The following is a 17,614-nucleotide window of genomic DNA, read 5'->3' as shown; positions in this document are numbered from 1 at the left end:
CGCTGGGCCGCGCGCGAAAAGGCCCAGCTCGCTGCGGGTAGCATGGTCGGTACGACGGACGAGTCGGCTGGGCGGCCGCGTCGGGCTCTGCCGCGTCTCCGGAAGCGGAAGAAGCCCGCCGAGGAACGTCCGGGCTCCACACGGCAGGGTGGTGGGTAACGCCCACCCGGGGTGACCCGCGGGACAGTGCCACAGAAAACAAACCGCCGGGGGCCGAAAGGCGCCCGGTAAGGGTGAAACGGTGGTGTAAGAGACCACCAGCGTCCGAGGTGACTCGGACGGCTAGGTAAACCCCACCCGGAGCAAGGTCAAGAGGGGCCGCCGATTGGTGGCTCTGCGTGAACGTCCGAGGGCTGCCCGCCCGAGTTCACGGGTAGACCGCATGAGGCTGTCGGCAACGGCAGTCCTAGATGGATGGCCGCCTCCCCTCGGGCCGCAAGGCCCCTGGGTGACAGAACCCGGCGTACATGGCCGACTCGTCCGTCGGTCGGCTGAAGCGAGGCCCTCTGATCTGCTTTCTCGCAGGTCAGAGGGCTTTTTGCTAGCCCTTGTGGCGGTAGTTGGTTGGCTGAAGTGGCTCAGTCGCCTTGCAGCGCCCGTTGTGCGAGGAGTAGGGCCAACGGGCCGGCGGGAGGAAGGAACCGGCCGTGTGACGCTGCGTTGATCGCGTCTTCCATGGGCCACCAAGCGAGTTTGTAGCCCTCCTCGGTGGGGGTGAGGTCCTGTGGTCCGCGGGTCAACTGCTGAGCTTCGAAAAGATGCACGCGCGCCGTCGATCCGAGGGTGATGGCGTAAGAGCCGAGCGGCCTCCACGTCTCGGCAGTGACGCCAGCCTCTTCACTCAGTTCGCGGCGTGCGCACGCCTCAGCCGTCTCGCCGTCTTCACTCCGCCCGCCGGGCAAGAAGAGGTACTCGCCCCCGTGGCGGGGGAAGTCGGCGCTCAGCAGGGCAACCAGCCCGTCGGCGTCGCGGGCTACAACAATGGAGGCGTCGCAGCCTGGTTCGTGGCCTTGCGCATCGTCGCTCATGACTCGCGAGAGTAGCGAGCGTCAGCGCACCCAGGCGGCGAAGGGCACGTTCATGACGGCAGGGTGGGCGATTCCGCGACCGTGGAAGCCGTCGTCGCCGTAGGCGTCACCGTGGTCGGCGCACATGATGATCAGCCATCGCCGCTTCGCGGTCAGCGTGGTGATCAGGCGGCAGAGATGTCCGTCCGCGTAAGACAGGGCGGCCCTCTGCGACGCGATGGAGTCCAGGCTTTCGTCGATGTGGTGACCGTGGGGTACATGGGTGGCCGAGACATTGACGAAGAGGTACAACGGGCGGTCGTCGTATTTCTCGGCGATCTCCAAAGCTTGGTCAACCTGGTGGCGAGTGGAGTCCATCTCAGGGGAGCAGAACTCGGGTCGCCAGTGGTCCTTGTCGAAGAGGTCGGGCAGGACGGAGCCGAGCGGTGTCTCGCGGGAGAAGTAGGTGACGCCCCCACGCAGACGCTTCGGTATCCGTGTTCGCCAGACCGTTGAGCAGGTTCGATGCCTCGAAGACGAACGTCTCCTTCGGAACTGCCTTGAAGGCCGGTGGGCGACACTCCCAGAGGCGGGGTGGCTGCTCGGGTTGCGGGAGCTTGGGCAGGAACCCGGAGAAGAAGGCCATGTGGGCGGGAAGCGTGAAGCTGCCTGGGGTATGTCGACGCTCCCAGCCGCCCTCGGGTAGCAGGCTGGCGAGCTGCGAGTGAGCGCATTGTCGAGGGCGCTACGTGCCACGTCGTGTCGTAGCGAGTCCAGGGTGACGAAAAGGATGCTGGTGCCGGTCCGGATGATTTCGGCTGCGTCGACCACGACACTCCTTCCGGCCCGGTCAACTGGTGATGCCAGGGCTCGATGGTCCCTCGGGCTTGGTCGTTGACCGGGATCGGCACATGGTCTTCGGCGATCATCCGTCGGATCTGCGCGAGGCCGTTCGTGTCGTCCAGGGCAAGGCCCTGCCGGTTGTAGAGGGTGATCCGAATGGTGAGCAGACTGTCGTCGGTGCTCGCCGAGAGCCACGCGCCCGGGGCTCCTTGAAAGCTCTTGAGCGCGGCCAATAGCCGCTCTTCGGTCTGGTGGCCGAGGAACCGTACATCGCAGGCCTAGTGCTGAGCATTGATCGCACCTCGGCAGAAGCGGCTCGCGAACTCGGCGATGGCAGGATGACCGTTGTGGGCGACGCCGATCCGGTGGGTCTTGTGGGTGACCACGAGGCAAGCGCCAAGCCACCATGCGACTCCCTCGTGGATCTCGCCGGGAAACCGGCCGATAGCGCCGCCGCCACGGATCACGGCATCGGTGTCGATGGGGTTAAGCACCGTTGGCCTCCAGGTGGGCGATGACCCAGTTGGCGAGTTCGTCGGGCGTCTTGTCGTCGGTGTCGACGACGACGGTCGTGGTGTCTGAGGCGGCCACTGCTTCGCAGTTCGCGAGCAGGCGCGGAAGGCGGTCAGGAATTGCGAAGAGATCGGTGTCGTCCTGCTTCACGTCCTGTTTTTCGGCCATGCGCTGTCGCAAGGTCGACTCAGAACATCGGAGGTAGAAGGTGTGAGTCGGCTGCACCAGGTAGGGCCGGAACGGCTCCAGAAGTCCGGTGACGGTCTCCACCTCTACGCCGTGTATCGCTGCGTGGCACGCGATCACAGAGGAGACGTACCGGTCGGCCATGACCGGGCCGGTCATTCGGGCGCGCCGGACCGCGTCGGAGGCGTGCAGCAATCCCGAAAGGTAGAAGGCAAGTTGTGGGAGGGGCCGCAGTCGCAAGTTCACGGCAGACGACCAGGCCGAGTGTGGGAGCGGCAGCGTATGCAGGCTCGTTGCCTTCAGGCGTCGGGTCACGGTCTTGACGAGTGTCGTCTTGCCTATCCCAGATACGCCCTCGAAGACGAGGAGCGGTCCCGACGAGCCGTCGTAGTCGATGGGCAGGTAGGCGGGCGGCAGCCTCATAGGGTCCCCTCGGTGAAGGAAGTGACGTGCCCGGCGACGGCTTCGGAGAGCCGCGTTGGATCGGCCAGAAGCTCCTTGATGTCCAGCCGCAGGTCTTCGCGCAGGAGGCACGGCTGGATTCCACCGTCGTGGTCGACGCGGAGGGCCCAGAACCCCTCGACACACTTGGCACGCAGGGGACAGGCGCCGCATTGGCCGATGCGATGGCGGCCCAGGTTGCGATGGATGACATCGAACTCGATGTCGTCGATTCGGAAGACGCGACGCCCTTGCCCGACACCGGCCACCTCAGTGTGCTCATCGCTCGTGAGTGTGCGCAGGTACGCAACGATTTCGTCGGCCGACACGGCAGACGAGGCCCGGCCCTCGTTGAAGTCGGTGCCGATGAGTTCGATGAACTGGACCGGCATACGTCGTTCGAGTGCGAAGTCGAGGATCTTCCGGACTTCGTGAGCGTTTTCTTTCTGGAGGAGTGTGTTCAGCTCGACCCGCTCGAAGACATCTCGTGCCACCTCGATCCCGTCGAGAACGGCTCCGATCCCGATCCGGGTTCCGGCAATGGCCTTCAAGGACTCGTCGGAGAAGTAGTGCAGGGACACCTTCACCTTGTCCAAGTGAGTCTTGGACAGCCACCACCGGTGCGTGCGGATGCGAGTTCCGTTGGTGATCAGGGTGTAGGAGGCATCCGGCCCCGGCTCTGGGAGATGTTCCAGGACAGGGCGGGCGAGGGGGAGGTCAGGGGTTCGCCGCCGGTGAAGTAGACGCGCTTGAGCTCGCCGTGCCGGTCACGGGCGGGTCTATCGGCTATCTCAACTGGGTGTCGAGCGCAACCAAGTAGCTGTCCCTATGCCACTGCGGCGCGGATATCCTGTCGGAGGTCACGCGGCAGTGCTGTCCGGGAGCGCTCGGGGCGCGGTGATCCGCACGTTCTTCCCACCGGGCAGGCCCGTCACCTTGAATCCGAGGAGTTCGAGCTGCTTCCTCGCATCCGCGGTCGGCGCCTTGACAGTGATCGACTTCCCAGCCCCGAGACTGTACAACTTGCCGCGCAGTCCGAGGATCTGGGCCGTCGACTCCGGATGCCCTTCGTCGTCATCAGCGTGGTGACGGTGTCCGGGATGAACCCCATCTGGTCGGCGAGAGCCTCCGCCTGGGCCTTGGGGATTCCCATGTCCATGGCGAGCTGGATCGCCTTTGCGCGGGCCCGCTCCATCGTGCCCTGCCCCTTGTCCATCGCTTCGGACATGGGCATCAGGCCCTGCTCCGCGGCCTCCTGCGCCTTGATGGCGCACCAAGCATCGAGTCACGCAGCTCGGTGAGCTGGCTGTTGAGGGTCTGGCCATTGCGGGACGCGGTGTTCACCAGGCCGTCGCTGTCGACCAGGGCCTTACCCCAGCTCTCGGCACGGTCGATGTTGCCCTTCATCGTGTCGTCGATCTGCAGCATCACGGAGTTGAGCTGCGCGGTCGCGTCGTGGAAGGACTGCGTGTTGCCGTTGAGAGCGTCGAGTGCTCGCATGAGGTTGTCGACTCGGTCGTCGGCGGTCTTGGTCTTGTCGCTGAAGCCCTGCACCGCGCTCTGCAGCCGGTCGTACGCGGATGTGCCGGTCGTGCCGCTGCCATTGATGGCGTCGGACAGTTCCTTGTGCATTGTCGGCGAGGGCCTTTTCCGGGGCCATACCCGCCGGGATGCCGACGGGCGAGATGATGTAGCCGTACTGCTTCCCCTCGGCCAGGCGCATGACGCGGCCGACGGACTGGACGACATCCACCACGGAGTTACGCGGGTGGAGGAAGAGCACCGCATCCAGGTCGGGGACGTCCACGCCTTCGAAGAGGCAGCGGGCGTTGGAGAGGATGCAGGCCTAGTGCTCGCCCGGGTCCTGCTTGAGCCAGTCGAGCAGCACGTTGCGGCGCAGGGAGTTGAAGGTGCCGTCGACGTGGTTGACCTCGCAGTTCAGGATGTCCTCGTTGGCACCGTCGTAGGCGCTGACAACCTCGGCGAACGGGTCGGTGATCTTCTTTGAGCCGGCGATGTTCTTGGCGAAGGCGACCGCAGGTTTCATCGGGGCTTCGCCAGGCTGGAAGCCTGTGCCATCAGCGAAGCTTCCCGACCGCTTGGCCAGGCCGTTCCAGCAGCCGATGATCTTCACGGCGTCGTCGAGCTGAGACAGCTCGCTGTTCTGGTCGGCGAACTGCTGCTGGAGGGAGGAGGCCACGTACTCCCCATCGACGGTGAGGATGAGGACCTTGTAGTCGGTGAGCAGGCCCTGTTTGACGGCTTTGCCGAAGCCGAGTCGATGGAACTCCGGGCCGTACAGCGCCTCATCGTCCATGGAACACAGGACGGCGTCGTTCTGCTTGGCGTCCGACTTGGTCTCGTCGTTGAACAGACGCGGCGTCGCCGTCATATAGAGACGGCGGTCGGCCTTGAGGAACGTGTTGTCGTGGACCTTGACGAACTGTGACCCGTCCTGGCCGACCTTGTCGGCCAGGGTGACGCCGGTGGTGCGATGGGCTTCGTCGCACAAGATGAGGACGAAGTCAGGCAGACCGGTCTTCTGGGCCTGGGCAACGGTGGTGATCGACTGGTAGGTGGAGAAGATCACGGAGAGGCCGTGGGTCGCCTCGGCCCGCTTCATCTGCTGGATCCAGCCGGGCGGGGTCGGTGGTGGCGGGGAAGGCCAAGTCATGGGAGCTCATGTCCTGGTTGTCGCCGTTCACCGTCTGCTTGCTGGCCTTGGCATCCGAGCAGACCGCGAAGCTGTGCAGCGGCGTCTGGCTCTGGGCGGTCCATTCCCGCAGGGTCTGTGACAGCAGCGAGATCGACGGAACGAGGAACAGGACTCGGCTCAGCTCGTCGCCGCCCTTCTCTGCGAGCCGCTCGGCGATCTTCAGCGAGGTAAAGGTCTTGCCGGTGCCGCAAGCCATGATCAGTTTGCTGCGGTTGTGACTGGTGAGCCCTCGAGGACCGCGTCGACGGCTTCTTCCTGGCGCGGGCGCAGCGACTTCTTGTGCTCCAGGCGCAGCTGGATGTTCTCGCCAGGCTTCGGCCAGACAACGTCCCAGTCGACGGGGCTCTGTGCGATGTCGGCCAGACCGATCCGGGTGACCGGGATCTGCTGACTGTTGAGCGCGTCCTCGGCGTTCTTGCCCCGCTTGTCGGTGGTGGAGATGATCAAGCGTCTGGTGAAGGGCGCCTTGCCGGAGGCGGTGAAGAAGGAGTCGATGTCGGCCTTCTGCGAGACGTGATCCGGCTCGTAGAACTTGCACTGGATCGCGCAGAAGTCGCCAGTGTCCCGTTCCCGGGCCACGAGGTCGATGCCGGTGTCGATCTTGGTGCCGTTGCTCGGCCAGTCGGTCCACATCCACACGTCGCTGAAGTGGCCGGCGTACCGCGGGTCGGTGCGCAGGTACTGGACCATGAGCTGCTCGAAGCGCGTTCCGAAATCGCGGTTCGTGTCCGCGCCGTCACGGATTGTCCTGAGGACGTCGTGCACCGTCGTGGCCACTGCGCTTCGGTTCCCCGTTCCAGTCAGCGGTACGCACTCCCGCGTACCGGCAAGATCGCACCCGAGTATTCGCAGGAAGCCTAACCGACAGCACTCCCCGACTACCCTAAAGTCACAGACCTGAGCAGCTCCGAGAAGGGGATGGAGCGGGACGGTCACGCAAGCTCTCGGCTTCCGGCGTTCGGGTGGCAATCGCGAACCTTGTCCGAACTTATGGAGCTTGCTGCCCACGATGAACGCATTCAAAAGGTCCGTGTCCACGCATCCGCCAGCGGTAACGGAGTCGGGGTGGACCACTGGTCTGATCTCGACGTGATGCTCATCACTGAGGACCCGATCACCACCACCGAGGACTTCACGCGCCGCATCGGCAACTCTCTGGCCCCGGTTTTCGCAGTCAACCGCAGCAGCGATCAGCCGCGGTACTGCATGCGTCTCGTCCTATCCAATCTCCGCCGCCTCGACATCACTGCTACGGCAGCTCCCGCCTGCCCAGCGCTCGCGCCCGAGATGCGCTTGGAAGTGCCAGAGGCGGGAAGCGCAGTCGTCGAGCTGATCAACTCCTTGCGGTTCGACGCTGTGCTCGCCGCCGTCAAGGCCGCGCGTGGTGACATGCTGATTGGCGCGCACCTCACTCTGCAGCTTGTTTGTCACGTCCTCGTGATAGCGATGCTCCTGCGTGACCGCGAGGCGGGCACAAACCATCACCGATACGGCGGGACTCGCTGGGAACGCCTGGTCTGAGCGGCTGACCGGGGCGCCGGCCCCGTACACACTCACCGGAATCATCTCCGCCATCCGCTGTCACACATCCGCGCTGGAAGAACTGGCCTTCGAATGGGATACCAGACTGTGTACGACGAACCGTCCGTTGGGCCACCTTCTGGACGCGATTGAGGAACGGAGCGAAAGCCCGCTGGCTGCCGACTGCGTCGCGCGCCCGAAGGGAACGCAGCAACAGTTGCCCTGATTTCGGTGGTGGGTACCGTTAGAGGTCTGGCAGGGTCAGCGGGTATGAACTGCGTGTTCTGTACTCTCGTTCGCGAGGACTCCGCTCGCTGGATAACCCGCAGGCCAGCGGTCACGTCCTTCGCCCCTCTGGACCCTCTTGCGCCGGGGCACACGCTGGTTATTCCAACGGTGCACTACACGGACCTTTTCGGCGTACCACGCGATGTACTGGCGGAGACCGTGGCGCTGGCGCAGGAAGTGGCCGGCGCGATGCAGTCCGTCCTGAAAGCCGCGGGTGTGAACATCCTCAGCGCCAGCGGCCCAGGCTCGGAGCAATCGGTGCCGCATTTCCATTTCCACGTTGTACCCCGCTGGCCCAACGACGGGTTCTCTACGTGGCCAACGGACCGGTCTCATCACCGAGTCCAGGTCGATCCGATTCTTCAACTCGCTATGACCCTGGCGAAGGCGGACGACCTACGCGCGACTTGAGGTTGTGAACTCCCCGAGTGCAATTGCTCCCCGCAGAGCCGCCATACTCGCTTGGGCTCCTGGACGCTTCGTCACGTCGCCGTGCTATGGCAAGCGTTCTGCGGCGAGCACATCACCGTATAGGTCGCAGAAGTCACATGTGTGCGAGGGATTGGTGTACGCGCCCAGTGATTGAGTGTGAGCCAACGCCTCGATCGTCTGCTCTGCCAGCGATTGCGCATCCATGGGCCTGGCCACGTGCACGAGCCTTTGGGGATCGGCGAAGTTTCGAGAATAAGGGGATTCGATAGTCACGATCGGCACCCGTTTGGCCTGAGCTTCAACAAATACCCTCGGATAGCCCTCGAACAATGAGGGATGTAGCAGAACGTCGGCCCATTCGAAGAAGATGTCCGGACTGCCCGAGGTGCCGGCAAAGTGTACGTGCTCGGCTAGGTGAAGCTCCTCGGCGAGAGCTACCAGCGGGGCATGCTGTGGGCCTGCTCCCAGGACGGTGAGCATGACACGAGGGTATGTCTGGCGTAGGTGGGCGACGGCGCGGATAGCGTCGTTAACTCTCTTGTGCGGGATGAGACGCCCCACGCACAGTAGCTTCGGTGAGCAGCTGAGGATTTTATCGAGAGCGCGGGTGGATGGGTCCTCCGATGCTGGCGGGGTGTGGTGGTGCGGGATCGAGCGCACGCGTCCGGCAGTGTAAGGGTATTCCCTCAAAAGTTGCTCAGCGACACTACTGGAGACGGCGTGCAGAATATCGCACCTCTTGGCCAGGAATGACTCCAGACCGCTCTTGAAGTGATCACGGGGTGATCGCGTTGCGAATGGCCTTTGAGTGTGCAGACAGTTGGTGTAACTGTACACGATTGGGTTTTTGGAAATGCGCGCCAGAGGTAGAGCTAGAATCCCGGCGGTCGGCATGGCAGCGTGAAACACTACTCTTTTCCTGCGGAACAGAAGTTCCAACGTATATCTCAGGCCGGAAGGCTCCGTAAGACGTACAACTTGAACGCCCGCTCGCCGCAGCCGCGATTTCAGACTTGTGTCGACGGTGCGAAGGAACGTGATACAGTCCACGCGGTGTCCATGGGCAGCTAGGTGCTCAGCAAGATGAACAGTTCGGGTGGCTGCGCCCGACAGGGGCAGGTCCGGCAGAAGAAATGCGATGTGCATGCGTCACTCCCGGCCTAGGTACTGGCCAGTCCCATGATGTGATCACGCCACTCGGGGTAGCGCGCTTCTGTGCTGAGGGCTTTCTCCAAGTAGTCGCGACCCGCCATTCCCAACCGCTCCCGCATACTCTTGTCTCCCCACAGGGCCAGCAGAGCGGCTGCCCATTCTTCATTGGAAGCCGCTTGCAAGCCGGTCTCGCCGTGCCTCACCATTGCGGCTTGTGCGCCCACAGGTGATGCCACGACCGGCGTGGCCGAGGCGAAGTATCCGAGGATCTTCCCCCCACACTTTGCTCGAGTCCACGTGTCATCTCCCAGTGGAGCCAACGCAACATCCGCCCTCAGCAATGCTTCCTTTTCTCTCTGCTCTGACCATTCGGTGAGCCGGAGGGGAAACCCTTCCAGCAGATCGGGGGGGAGCTCATCGAGGCGGGTGACCAGTTCAACCTCCAGGCGTACGGTGCTCTGTACTTTTGCCAATGCCTCCGTCACCGGCTTGAGATACCAGGCGTTAGTCGGCGTGCCGGCCCACACCAACCTCAGCGTGCTACTGGTGGTCTCGTATGAGCGGGTGGGGCGCTCACCTGCATTGATGCAAGTGGGAAAGATCCGCACATCCTCAGCATAAGGACGAAGGTGCGCTGCTATTGGTTCAGACCCGGCTAGCGATAGGGTCGCAGATCTGGCTATATAAGCGATCTTTGACAGCATGTGAGGGACCGCTTGGTGCGCCGATCCCAGATATATAGCGTCATCTAGATCGAACACGACCCTCACGCGGCGCAGACGGGCGATCTGGAAGAGGAGTCTCTCTAGGATTTTAATCCGAGAGCGGAACAGTAGATCTTTCTGCAGGAGCACGACGTCCACGCGTGGAACGACCGTGCAGATCTGCCACAGGCGCTGAACCATGATAGATAGCATTCCCAGCGAGAGGTAGGGAAGGCGGCATGACGCGTTCCTCGGCAGCCATGACGGATGGGTCAGGTACTTCGATGGCCGCGTAATGCACACGCGTACGCCGATCCCTTCCCGAGCTAGTTGGTCGGCGAAATGGAGAGCACGCAGACGACTCGAAGCAGATTGACGATCCGCTACGAAGAGGGCCACCGTCGACTCTCGAGCCTTCAGGGAAAATCGCATGAAAGTTCCTCTATCAAGTGACCGTAGGCGCGGATCAGTGCCCGAGTGGAGTGGTCCTGAGCCTTGCTGCGTGCAGCACGCCCGATACGCGCTCGATCCGTTGCTGCCCTATCGAGAAAGCGATCGATGGCTCTGCGAATGCTGTCGGTATCCGGCGAGTTACAGAGGAAGCCGTGGATCCCATCCTGGATGAGATCGCTCAGCGCCGATCTCATCCCGATAACGGGCAGGCCGGAGGCCATCGCCTCAAGTGCGGCATTCGAGCAGCCCTCCAACGAGGACGACAGGATGAAGGCGTCGTGGTGTGCATAGATACTGGGCATGTCACCGTGAGGGACTCTCCCCCTGAACTCGATGCACCCCTTGAGATGGGAGCATTCTCTCTCAAGGCGTTCACGCAGTGAGCCGTCACCGACAATGGTGAGGCTGACGCGCTCGGATGATGTTCGCTGCACATCGGAGAAGGCTTTGACCAGTCGCCACGGTGCCTTGTGCGGTTCCAGCTGGCAGGCCGCCAGAAAGCGCACGGCGCCATGGTCCCTTGACTGTCGCGCCGTGAAGAACTTTTCGTCGACGGCATTGCGTATCAGATGGACACGAGGGGCTTTGGCGGCACTTGCCACCAGTGACCACTCCAACTCCGACTTCACCACGACGGCATCCGCGTTACCAAGCAGGCTGTGAGTCAAAGGGCGCGACACCGAACTGATCCACGGAAACTTGCTCCACTCACGGGAGAGTTCCGGACCGCAAGTTCGCACGATGTGTGGCACCCCATGACGCTTCGCCGTGGTGCGCCCAGCCAGGGCCCCGGGGAGAGGTTGCCAGCTGATGACGATGTCCGGCCTCGGTGCGAAGCCGGCGAGGCCGCGCACTGACGCGAGGGTGACATAGCCTGCCAATTGGATGCGTCGGCCCCAAGAAGCGGACATGGGCACACGTATCCGTCTGACACGGCCTTCGCCAGGCATCTGGCGAGGCAAGACACGATCAGGGACGACGAGCGTCACACGCCAACGCGAGTGCGAGAGTACGGAGTCTACGAACGTACGCAGAGCGGTCGCTGAGCCATATCCGTCCATGAGGCTCTCTGCGGAGAAGATGACGATATGGAGGCGTCGCTGTTCCAATACCGACGCTGACACTTGTCCTCTACTCTCCTCTCAATGCCGCTCAGTAGTGCCCCAGCTTGTCGATCGAAGGAGACCGGAGGTCGATCTCCTTCCAGTCAGTGACGAAGGCCGGCGCAAAGCTGAATGCCAGGACCAGCCGTTCTCCCTCGCTTTCCTTTGGCAGGGTTCCGTGCAGAAGCGCCTCATTGAGCACGATTGCGTCTCCTGCCTCCGCTCGAACGTAGTCCAGGGACGGGAAGTTTTCCTTGGTCAGAGCTGGTAGGGCACCCGAGGACTCCGGCTCGTGGAACCAAGGATAATTGGCCTTGTGTGAGCCTTGCAGATAGCAGAATGGGCCGTCACCAGGCTCCCGTACATCGGTCAGGTAGACGAGTACCTTTATGAACATGCAGAACAACTTGCCGTCGTGAAAAGTGTGACTGAAGCTCATGTTTCGCTGCACGGAACGATCCTCGCCATAACGCAGGATCTCACTGTTTCCGTTGTGCAGGTAGAAGATGCTCTGGCTTTCTCGCCGGAGAGCATAGCTCTCGATGAGCCGATAGGGCTGGTTGACGACGGGATCGACGCAGTCCCGCATAGCCTGGCTCTCCGCAAGGCTCCTGAACTTCTGACTGCACGCCACCAAGTCGTCGAATCGCTCTTTATCTCCCCGGCCCTCCATCAATCGTGACGGGAAGTCCAATAGCTCAGTACGGCAGCTCTCGGAATCCTCTCGTGAAAGGAAGTTGGAAATCTTAACGAATCCCATCGTGTCGAACAGGTACAGCTCTTCGCGCGAGAGCGGTTCCTTGCGCTGCGGTGTAATTATCACGGCCCACCTCCATATCGACAGGAATACTCGATTGCGCGGTCAGCGTGCGGCCGGCCCACGGGCGAACGGTGCCGCGATGCGGGCTGTGGAACCTCCGACGGCACTCACCCCGATGAGGGTTACGGTCTCCACGTGGTCGAGCCGCACTTGCGTATCCACACGGCCGTATTTCGGCTCCAGGCGATGGGCGAGACGTCCGTCCAGATAGACGAGGAAGGCCACTGCGGCTGGTTCCTGCGACGGCTCGGAATCGCCGGGCATCACGTCGGCGCGTAGGACGAAATCTGATGCGTCGTCGTACATCGCCCAGGTGAGGGCGAAGGGGAGCCCGACAGTCAAGGATGCCCCTGAAGAACCGGAGGTGACTCGTCCATCGCACGGATCGTGACCCTGCCAAGGGCCGCGGACCAGGCATGGGCGTCGTGTTTCCGGGTCGACGGTCGTCGCCGTTCCCCAGGGGTACTCAGTGCGATCCACCTGCGGCTGAGGAAAGAGACGATCGGCCTGGCCCAGGACGAATGCCTTGGCCCTGTGTCCTCCGTAGTGGGCAGCACACCCGAAGACGCCAGGGTCCTTGACCGTATCGGTGATGTAGTTCCACTCATGGCCCAGCGGCAGCAGCCGATCCCAGAGAGGACCGCCCTGACCAAGCAGCGCTGAAACCACGCACATGTCGTCCCAGGGAAGATCGGTGAGGCAGCCGGAGTTCGCTGCGTCCACCGCGAGCTTCCAGAACTGGTCGTAGAAACCGCCGTCATCCATGGGGTTAGAGAAAATCATGCCCGCCTGTAGGAGGGGGCCACCCGATCCAGCTGCTGGCAAGAGACCGCCTGCAGGGGTAGGTGCCAAACTCCCCAACTTCGCGTAGTACTCGAGGCTCGACTCATCGACGGCGGCGGCTATGCGCCCCTTCGCCAACGGGGCCAGGAGCGACGCGAGGTGCAGGGGACGCAGGAAGACGATGTCCGCATCGCAGTGGACGTCGTACCGGTCGGAGTGCGGCAGGGCGTTGAGTAGCTGCCGAGAGTGCCGCCAGTAGAGCAAGTGGTGGCGTGTCCCTCGGCCCACGGCCCTGGCCACCTCGTCTTCCTCCGGAACGATGTGGAGAAGCCTGAACCCACTGACTATGCCGAACGCGCTGTATTCGAGTTGGGGGGTGTCATTCGCATCCACGAGGACGATATCCACGTTGGGGTGGCACCGCCTCAAGGACTTCACCGCGAACAGAGCGAGGGCATTCGCCTTCTCTCCGCGGGCGATGAGTCGGAAGCGAAACCGCTCTGATGCGAGCCTGGGTGACTCCTGGGCTGCCAGGTCAGCTGCGTTGGTTCCGCTGGTGCTCAAAATTGAAACTCGCTTCCTCGCTTCGGCCGTTGCACCACCTGCTGTGCTGCCGTGGACAGCATCTAGCGCTTGAACCATGCTTCTCGTATCGGCGTTCCGCGAGCCAACGCGTTCGCGAGTGAACGGCCGAGGAGACCGCTCTCCCTGTATGCATCGAGTACACGCCGTGTCAGGTCGCCCCGGTCGAATGTTGGTGCGGGGCCATCGTCAACGCCGTCCTCCGGGCCGGCGAAGCCGTCATGGGCCAACACGATGGACCCTGCCATCGCACCAATTCGCGCTTCGGCTACGTGGTCGTCGATGGGTGTGTCTTTCCAGTCCAGCATCGTGGGCCCCCACATGACAGGTTCGAGACCGATGCCGGTGACGGCATGCCAGGTCTCCCGGGTCTGAGCGCCGTAAGGAGGCCGAAACCACCTCACCTCTCGCCCGGTCATGTCCTCCAGTTCGCGTTTCGCATCGCTGGTGCGCTGTTGGACATTTAAGAAGGGCAGACTGGTCAGCCGCCGGTGGTCAGGTCCGTGCAGCCCGATCTCGTGCCCGGAGTCCAGAAGCTGACCGAGTACGGAGCGAAAGCGCCGGGCTCTCGACAGCAGCACGAAGAACGTCGCGGTCGAGCCGTACTCCGCGAGGGCTGTCAGGATCCGCTCGGTCCCGTCCGGGTCAGGGCCATCGTCGTACGTGAGCACGATGTGCGGCTCGGCAGTGCGGACAGCGCAAAGGGAGCCGGCAACCGAGATCTCCGCTCGGGGTCGGAGCTGGCCACTGTCGTCGGTGCGTGATGCTTGCGTCGCATCAGCCATCTGAGCTTCCCACTGTGCCCGGGCGGTCGTGAGACATGTGAGCCTGCGTTATGTATGGCCTGCAGCGTTGACGCGCCTCCTGCAGTTGAAGGCCATCACGCGACAGAGTCTCTACGTGCCGCCTCCAATACAGGACACCCTTAGCCATGCCCAACGTCGCGCCGGTGGCACGGTAGGCGTGGAGAGCAGACCGGCGCTTCAGGCCACGAGCTTCACCCAGTGACAGCGCGAGCCTCAACAGCAGCACCAGAATGACGCCGCCCGCGCGGGTCAGGCGCCTGGCCCGCTCTCGACCCATCCCGTACCTGATTCCTGAGTATGTTGCCGCGAGTTCACGGATGAGGCACTTGGATACCTGAGCGCGATAGCCGACGGCGTAGGAACTCTTCCAGGTCATCGGCCGCTCGTAGGAGACGACGGCCTGGCGCACAAAGGCGACCGATCTGTCTGCCATCACCAAGTCGACAACGAATGCGCGGTCCTCGGCGTAGAGCAGGTCACGGAAGGGCTGTGTCAACGCGTCTTCACGACGAACTGCGCATGCCGAGTTGGAGAACACTGCTACCTCGTATGGATCGGCACCTGTCTCACACAAGGCGAGGAACCGCTTCTTGTCCAAGGTCTGCGAACGGCTGGGGAAGCAGGCAAAGCGCTGCTTCTCCAAAGTTGAGATGCGCGAAGTCGGCACTTGGTGGCAGAACGCAGCGCCTATGGAGTCGTTCTCCTGGATGGGACGGATGAGCTCCGCAAGCCACCGCTCGTCCTGGGGAATGGAATGAGAGGAAAGGAGAACTACAATCTTTCCACGGCACAGCTCGACGCCGAGGTTTATCGCTCGCCCGTAGCCGAAGAGTTCCCGCGGCAGTGTGAATACCCGGGCACCGCCTTCGGTCGCTACCTGTGGACTGCCGTCGGTCGACTCGTTGTCGAGCACGACGATCTCCATCTGTCCGTCTATCTCCTGCTTTCGCAGACTCGCGATCGCATGCCTGAGGGCCGCCGCTTCGTCCCGGTTGCGAATGAAGATTGACACCGTTGGCTCATCCACGTGGGTCTTCCTTCCGAACCTGGGCTGTAGCCCGTGCCGGGAGTTCACTTCGGTTCCAGTAACCGATGTCGGACCGCCGCCTCTCGAAGAAGTATTTGGTCTCGTCATCGGGATACCGCGGGTCCCTGTACCAGGGCATATGGCGGGCGTTGTAAGGGGATGCTGTGCGCAGTGCTTCTGTGACCTTGTAGGGAGTTCCGGGCCGATGGACGGAGAACGTCGTGTCGATGTGCGCGGCGTATACGCCGCGTTCGATCTCTTTCGACCAGAATGGCTTCTCCCACTGGACGACGACCTCCCGGTGGGGGTACCACTCGGGTATATCGTCGATATTCAGGCTGAAGCCAGCTTTGTCGAAATCCTGGTGGCGGAGAAGCAATTCCTGGAAGTACTCGGCCGCGTCATATGGACAGGAGTTCTCGGGTAGAACATCGGGGTCGGTAATAACAAATGGTCGCGTACTGCCGATCTTGTCTACTAGGCCGCAGATCCATGGGGCCTCATGCCCCAAGTTCTGCCGCAGCCTCAGAACGTCATGTGGGCTGGAAGCGAGATACTCCAGGAGGGGAGGGTAGGTCGAGGCGTTGTCAAGAAGGGTGATCTGCTGATGCCCTGACCTCTCCAGCCAACTGACGAGTTGTACGAGGTCCCCCAGCAGGTTGTGGCAGATAATGACGGTCGGCACTTGCGACCGGGGTACTACCTCCCGGTACTCGAACATGGTCATCACCTCTCGCTGTGCGCAGGAGGTCGCCAAGGCGTTCGTTCCAACTGCTGGTGGAACCACTCAGCGGTGTGCTTCAACCCCTCATCGAGGGCGATGGTTGGCTTCCAGCCGAGCAACTCGGTCGCGAGCGTGATGTCGGGGCAGCGTACGGTCGGATCGTCGACAGGGCGGGGCGTGAAGACGATCGGGGATGTGGAACCGACGATGTTGCGGACTCGTTCGGCGAGTTCGAGCATGGACACCTCCTCGGGATTGCCAAGGTTGATGGGGCCGGAGAGCTTTGAGTCAGCCATGAGTGTGATGGCGCTGACCAGGTCGTCCACATAGCACGTGGAACGCGTCTGACTTCCGTCTCCAGTGACCGTCAACGGCAGTCCGTTGAGCGCCTGCCAGATGAATGTGGGAATGGCGCGACCGTCGTTGTGCCGCATCCGAGGCCCGTAGGTATTGAAAATGCGAATGATGCCGGTATCCACTCCGTAGGTGCGCCGGTACGCCATGGTCAGGGCCTCGGCGTATCGTTTCGCCTCGTCGTAGACGCTGCGTGGTCCTATGGGGTTCACGTTGCCCCAGTATTCTTCTCGCTGCGGATGGATTTCCGGGTCACCGTAGACTTCTGAAGTCGAAGCGAGAATGAACCGCGCCCCCTTATCCCTGGCAAGTTCGAGGGCGTTCAGCGTGCCGGACGAGCCGACCTTCAGTGTCTCGATCGGCAGGCGCAGGTAGTCGATCGGCGAGGCCGGGCAGGCAAAGTGCAGCACAGCATGGACAGGGCCAGGGATGTTCACTGGTTCAGTGATGTCGTGACGCAGGACAGTGCCCGGACCGAGATCCTTGAGGTGGGCGACGTTGGACGGGTCGCTTGTCACGAAGTTGTCCAGACAAATCACTTCCGCGCCTTCTCGCAGAAGACGCTCACACAGATGGGAACCGAGTAGGCCGGCTCCGCCAGTGATTACTAACCGACGACGATTCACCTATATCCCTCAAATGCCTCGGAGATGACACTCACACCTTTCTGGGAATAGCTCAAAGAGCCGATGAAGCTGAACGAGGTGCGGCTACAGCCACACGGCGCAGTCTCAGACCATCGATACAAGTCCCCCGGCCCGTCCTGCTAGGCGTGGCCGAACAATCCTGCGGCTTCGCCTCGAAAGGGACGCCGATCAACGTTTTGGGTCATGCCGCACGCACCCCGCCTTCCCCGCCCTCGACCGGACGGATGAGTGGTCATCGGCGCAGCGTACCCGGCCTGACGCAGCATTCTGGAGTGTTTGATCTTTGTTCTGGTTTATCCCAACAGGGTGTGCTGGCAGCCCCGTTCACCGGTCGCCGCCGAGTAGTCGCTAGTGTCCTGCGCCAGTAGTTGATCGTTAGTTGTGGTGTGACTTCTGCTGCTGGTGCGTCTGTTCCTCGTCGGGGCCCGAAGCTGGAGCCGTTGCTGCTGTCCGCTGATGAGCGGGCGGTGTTGGAGCGGTGGGTGCGTCGGGCGACGTCGGCCCAGGCCCTG

General features: G+C 62.6%; 20 protein-coding genes and 1 other RNA gene. 3 read left to right on the top strand and 18 right to left on the bottom strand.

The features are described from left to right. The first annotated feature begins 59 nt into the window (after positions 1-59). Positions 60-483: RNase P RNA component class A (gene rnpB / locus AC5P1B_RS30230), an RNA gene on the top strand. Between the two features lie 95 nt (positions 484-578). Here the strand turns inward: rnpB and AC5P1B_RS30225 are convergent. The 9 genes from AC5P1B_RS30225 to AC5P1B_RS30185 all read right to left on the bottom strand — a co-directional run bounded on the left by AC5P1B_RS30225 (position 579) and on the right by AC5P1B_RS30185 (position 6,483). Next, positions 579-1,028, bottom strand: a complete 450-nt coding sequence (locus AC5P1B_RS30225) for an NUDIX hydrolase (protein WP_493891165.1) — start codon at positions 1,026-1,028, stop codon at positions 579-581. A 21-nt stretch (positions 1,029-1,049) separates the two neighbouring features. Next, positions 1,050-1,763: a sulfatase-like hydrolase/transferase gene (locus AC5P1B_RS30220; RefSeq protein WP_493891212.1), complete on the bottom strand. Its 714-nt coding sequence runs from the start codon at positions 1,761-1,763 to the stop codon at positions 1,050-1,052. Between the two features lie 365 nt (positions 1,764-2,128). Beyond that, positions 2,129-2,344 (bottom strand): hypothetical protein, encoded by a 216-nt coding sequence (locus AC5P1B_RS30215; RefSeq protein ID WP_493891164.1) that lies wholly within the window; start codon positions 2,342-2,344, stop codon positions 2,129-2,131. Continuing rightward, a complete protein-coding gene (locus tag AC5P1B_RS30210) occupies positions 2,337-2,972 on the bottom strand; it encodes a nucleoside/nucleotide kinase family protein (RefSeq protein WP_493891162.1) in 636 nt (211 codons plus the stop codon). The genes AC5P1B_RS30215 and AC5P1B_RS30210 overlap by 8 nt, the downstream gene beginning before the upstream one ends. Further along, entirely contained in the window at positions 2,969-3,586 is a 618-nt protein-coding gene (locus AC5P1B_RS30205; RefSeq protein ID WP_493891161.1) for a hypothetical protein, read from the bottom strand. The genes AC5P1B_RS30210 and AC5P1B_RS30205 overlap by 4 nt, the downstream gene beginning before the upstream one ends. Positions 3,587-4,223: 637 nt before the next feature. After that, entirely contained in the window at positions 4,224-4,622 is a 399-nt protein-coding gene (locus AC5P1B_RS30200) for a hypothetical protein (RefSeq protein ID WP_493891160.1), read from the bottom strand. 214 nt (positions 4,623-4,836) lie between these two features. Beyond that, positions 4,837-5,580 carry a DEAD/DEAH box helicase family protein gene (locus tag AC5P1B_RS30195; RefSeq protein WP_493891159.1) on the bottom strand — a complete coding sequence of 248 codons (744 nt, stop codon included), beginning with the start codon at positions 5,578-5,580 and terminating at the stop codon, positions 4,837-4,839. Continuing rightward, a complete protein-coding gene (locus AC5P1B_RS30190; RefSeq protein ID WP_493891158.1) occupies positions 5,516-5,902 on the bottom strand; it encodes a DEAD/DEAH box helicase family protein in 387 nt (128 codons plus the stop codon). The genes AC5P1B_RS30195 and AC5P1B_RS30190 overlap by 65 nt, the downstream gene beginning before the upstream one ends. Before the next feature lie 2 nt (positions 5,903-5,904). After that, on the bottom strand, positions 5,905-6,483 hold the full coding sequence (locus AC5P1B_RS30185) for a restriction endonuclease (RefSeq protein ID WP_493891157.1): 579 nt from the start codon (positions 6,481-6,483) through the stop codon (positions 5,905-5,907). Positions 6,484-6,684: 201 nt separating this feature from the next. On the opposite strand from AC5P1B_RS30185, the gene AC5P1B_RS30180 reads away from it, so the two are divergent. Next, positions 6,685-7,227, top strand: coding sequence for a hypothetical protein (locus tag AC5P1B_RS30180; protein WP_493891156.1), 543 nt, complete (start codon positions 6,685-6,687; stop codon positions 7,225-7,227). A 270-nt stretch (positions 7,228-7,497) separates the two neighbouring features. Next, entirely contained in the window at positions 7,498-7,926 is a 429-nt protein-coding gene (locus tag AC5P1B_RS30175) for an HIT family protein (protein ID WP_493891155.1), read from the top strand. Positions 7,927-8,010: 84 nt separating this feature from the next. Here AC5P1B_RS30175 and AC5P1B_RS30170 read toward each other — a convergent pair whose 3' ends face one another. The 9 genes from AC5P1B_RS30170 to AC5P1B_RS30130 all read right to left on the bottom strand — a co-directional run bounded on the left by AC5P1B_RS30170 (position 8,011) and on the right by AC5P1B_RS30130 (position 17,081). Beyond that, on the bottom strand, positions 8,011-9,093 hold the full coding sequence (locus AC5P1B_RS30170; RefSeq protein ID WP_493891154.1) for a glycosyltransferase: 1,083 nt from the start codon (positions 9,091-9,093) through the stop codon (positions 8,011-8,013). Between the two features lie 14 nt (positions 9,094-9,107). Continuing rightward, on the bottom strand, positions 9,108-9,707 hold the full coding sequence (locus AC5P1B_RS30165; RefSeq protein WP_493891153.1) for a glycosyltransferase: 600 nt from the start codon (positions 9,705-9,707) through the stop codon (positions 9,108-9,110). A 512-nt stretch (positions 9,708-10,219) separates the two neighbouring features. Continuing rightward, positions 10,220-11,317: a glycosyltransferase family 4 protein gene (locus AC5P1B_RS30160; protein WP_493891211.1), complete on the bottom strand. Its 1,098-nt coding sequence runs from the start codon at positions 11,315-11,317 to the stop codon at positions 10,220-10,222. Between the two features lie 91 nt (positions 11,318-11,408). After that, positions 11,409-12,182 carry a phytanoyl-CoA dioxygenase family protein gene (locus AC5P1B_RS30155; protein ID WP_493891152.1) on the bottom strand — a complete coding sequence of 258 codons (774 nt, stop codon included), beginning with the start codon at positions 12,180-12,182 and terminating at the stop codon, positions 11,409-11,411. A 39-nt stretch (positions 12,183-12,221) separates the two neighbouring features. Beyond that, the gene (locus tag AC5P1B_RS30150; protein WP_493891151.1) at positions 12,222-13,370 is read right to left on the bottom strand and encodes a hypothetical protein; all 1,149 of its coding nucleotides are present in this window, start codon (positions 13,368-13,370) and stop codon (positions 12,222-12,224) included. A gap of 218 nt (positions 13,371-13,588) precedes the next feature. After that, complete coding sequence (locus tag AC5P1B_RS30145) at positions 13,589-14,329, bottom strand: polysaccharide deacetylase family protein (protein ID WP_493891150.1); 741 nt, start codon at positions 14,327-14,329, stop codon at positions 13,589-13,591. Further along, positions 14,322-15,377 (bottom strand): glycosyltransferase family 2 protein, encoded by a 1,056-nt coding sequence (locus AC5P1B_RS30140; protein WP_493891149.1) that lies wholly within the window; start codon positions 15,375-15,377, stop codon positions 14,322-14,324. Before AC5P1B_RS30140 ends, AC5P1B_RS30145 begins: the two co-directional genes overlap by 8 nt. Next, entirely contained in the window at positions 15,370-16,098 is a 729-nt protein-coding gene (locus tag AC5P1B_RS30135) for a hypothetical protein (RefSeq protein ID WP_493891147.1), read from the bottom strand. Before AC5P1B_RS30135 ends, AC5P1B_RS30140 begins: the two co-directional genes overlap by 8 nt. Positions 16,099-16,103: 5 nt before the next feature. After that, complete coding sequence (locus AC5P1B_RS30130; protein WP_493891145.1) at positions 16,104-17,081, bottom strand: UDP-glucuronic acid decarboxylase family protein; 978 nt, start codon at positions 17,079-17,081, stop codon at positions 16,104-16,106. Positions 17,082-17,614 lie beyond the last annotated feature (533 nt).

Source organism: Streptomyces sp. A01, from assembly GCF_059026195.1.
The sequence above is the reverse complement of the archived record's forward strand: the minus strand, read 5'-3'. Positions and strand labels throughout refer to the sequence as shown.

Excerpts from the sequence above, each read along its gene's own strand:
- AC5P1B_RS30170 (WP_493891154.1), bottom strand. The coding sequence starts at position 9,093 with ATGCACATCGCATTTCTTCTGCCGGACCTGCCCCTGTCGGGCGCAGCC.
- AC5P1B_RS30135 (WP_493891147.1), bottom strand. The coding sequence starts at position 16,098 with ATGTTCGAGTACCGGGAGGTAGTACCCCGGTCGCAAGTGCCGACCGTC.
- AC5P1B_RS30210 (WP_493891162.1), bottom strand. The coding sequence starts at position 2,972 with ATGAGGCTGCCGCCCGCCTACCTGCCCATCGACTACGACGGCTCGTCG.
- AC5P1B_RS30175 (WP_493891155.1), top strand. The coding sequence starts at position 7,498 with ATGAACTGCGTGTTCTGTACTCTCGTTCGCGAGGACTCCGCTCGCTGG.
- AC5P1B_RS30160 (WP_493891211.1), bottom strand. The coding sequence starts at position 11,317 with ATGGACGGATATGGCTCAGCGACCGCTCTGCGTACGTTCGTAGACTCC.
- AC5P1B_RS30190 (WP_493891158.1), bottom strand. The coding sequence starts at position 5,902 with ATGGCTTGCGGCACCGGCAAGACCTTTACCTCGCTGAAGATCGCCGAG.
- AC5P1B_RS30200 (WP_493891160.1), bottom strand. The coding sequence starts at position 4,622 with ATGCACAAGGAACTGTCCGACGCCATCAATGGCAGCGGCACGACCGGC.
- AC5P1B_RS30145 (WP_493891150.1), bottom strand. The coding sequence starts at position 14,329 with ATGGCTGATGCGACGCAAGCATCACGCACCGACGACAGTGGCCAGCTC.
- AC5P1B_RS30225 (WP_493891165.1), bottom strand. The coding sequence starts at position 1,028 with ATGAGCGACGATGCGCAAGGCCACGAACCAGGCTGCGACGCCTCCATT.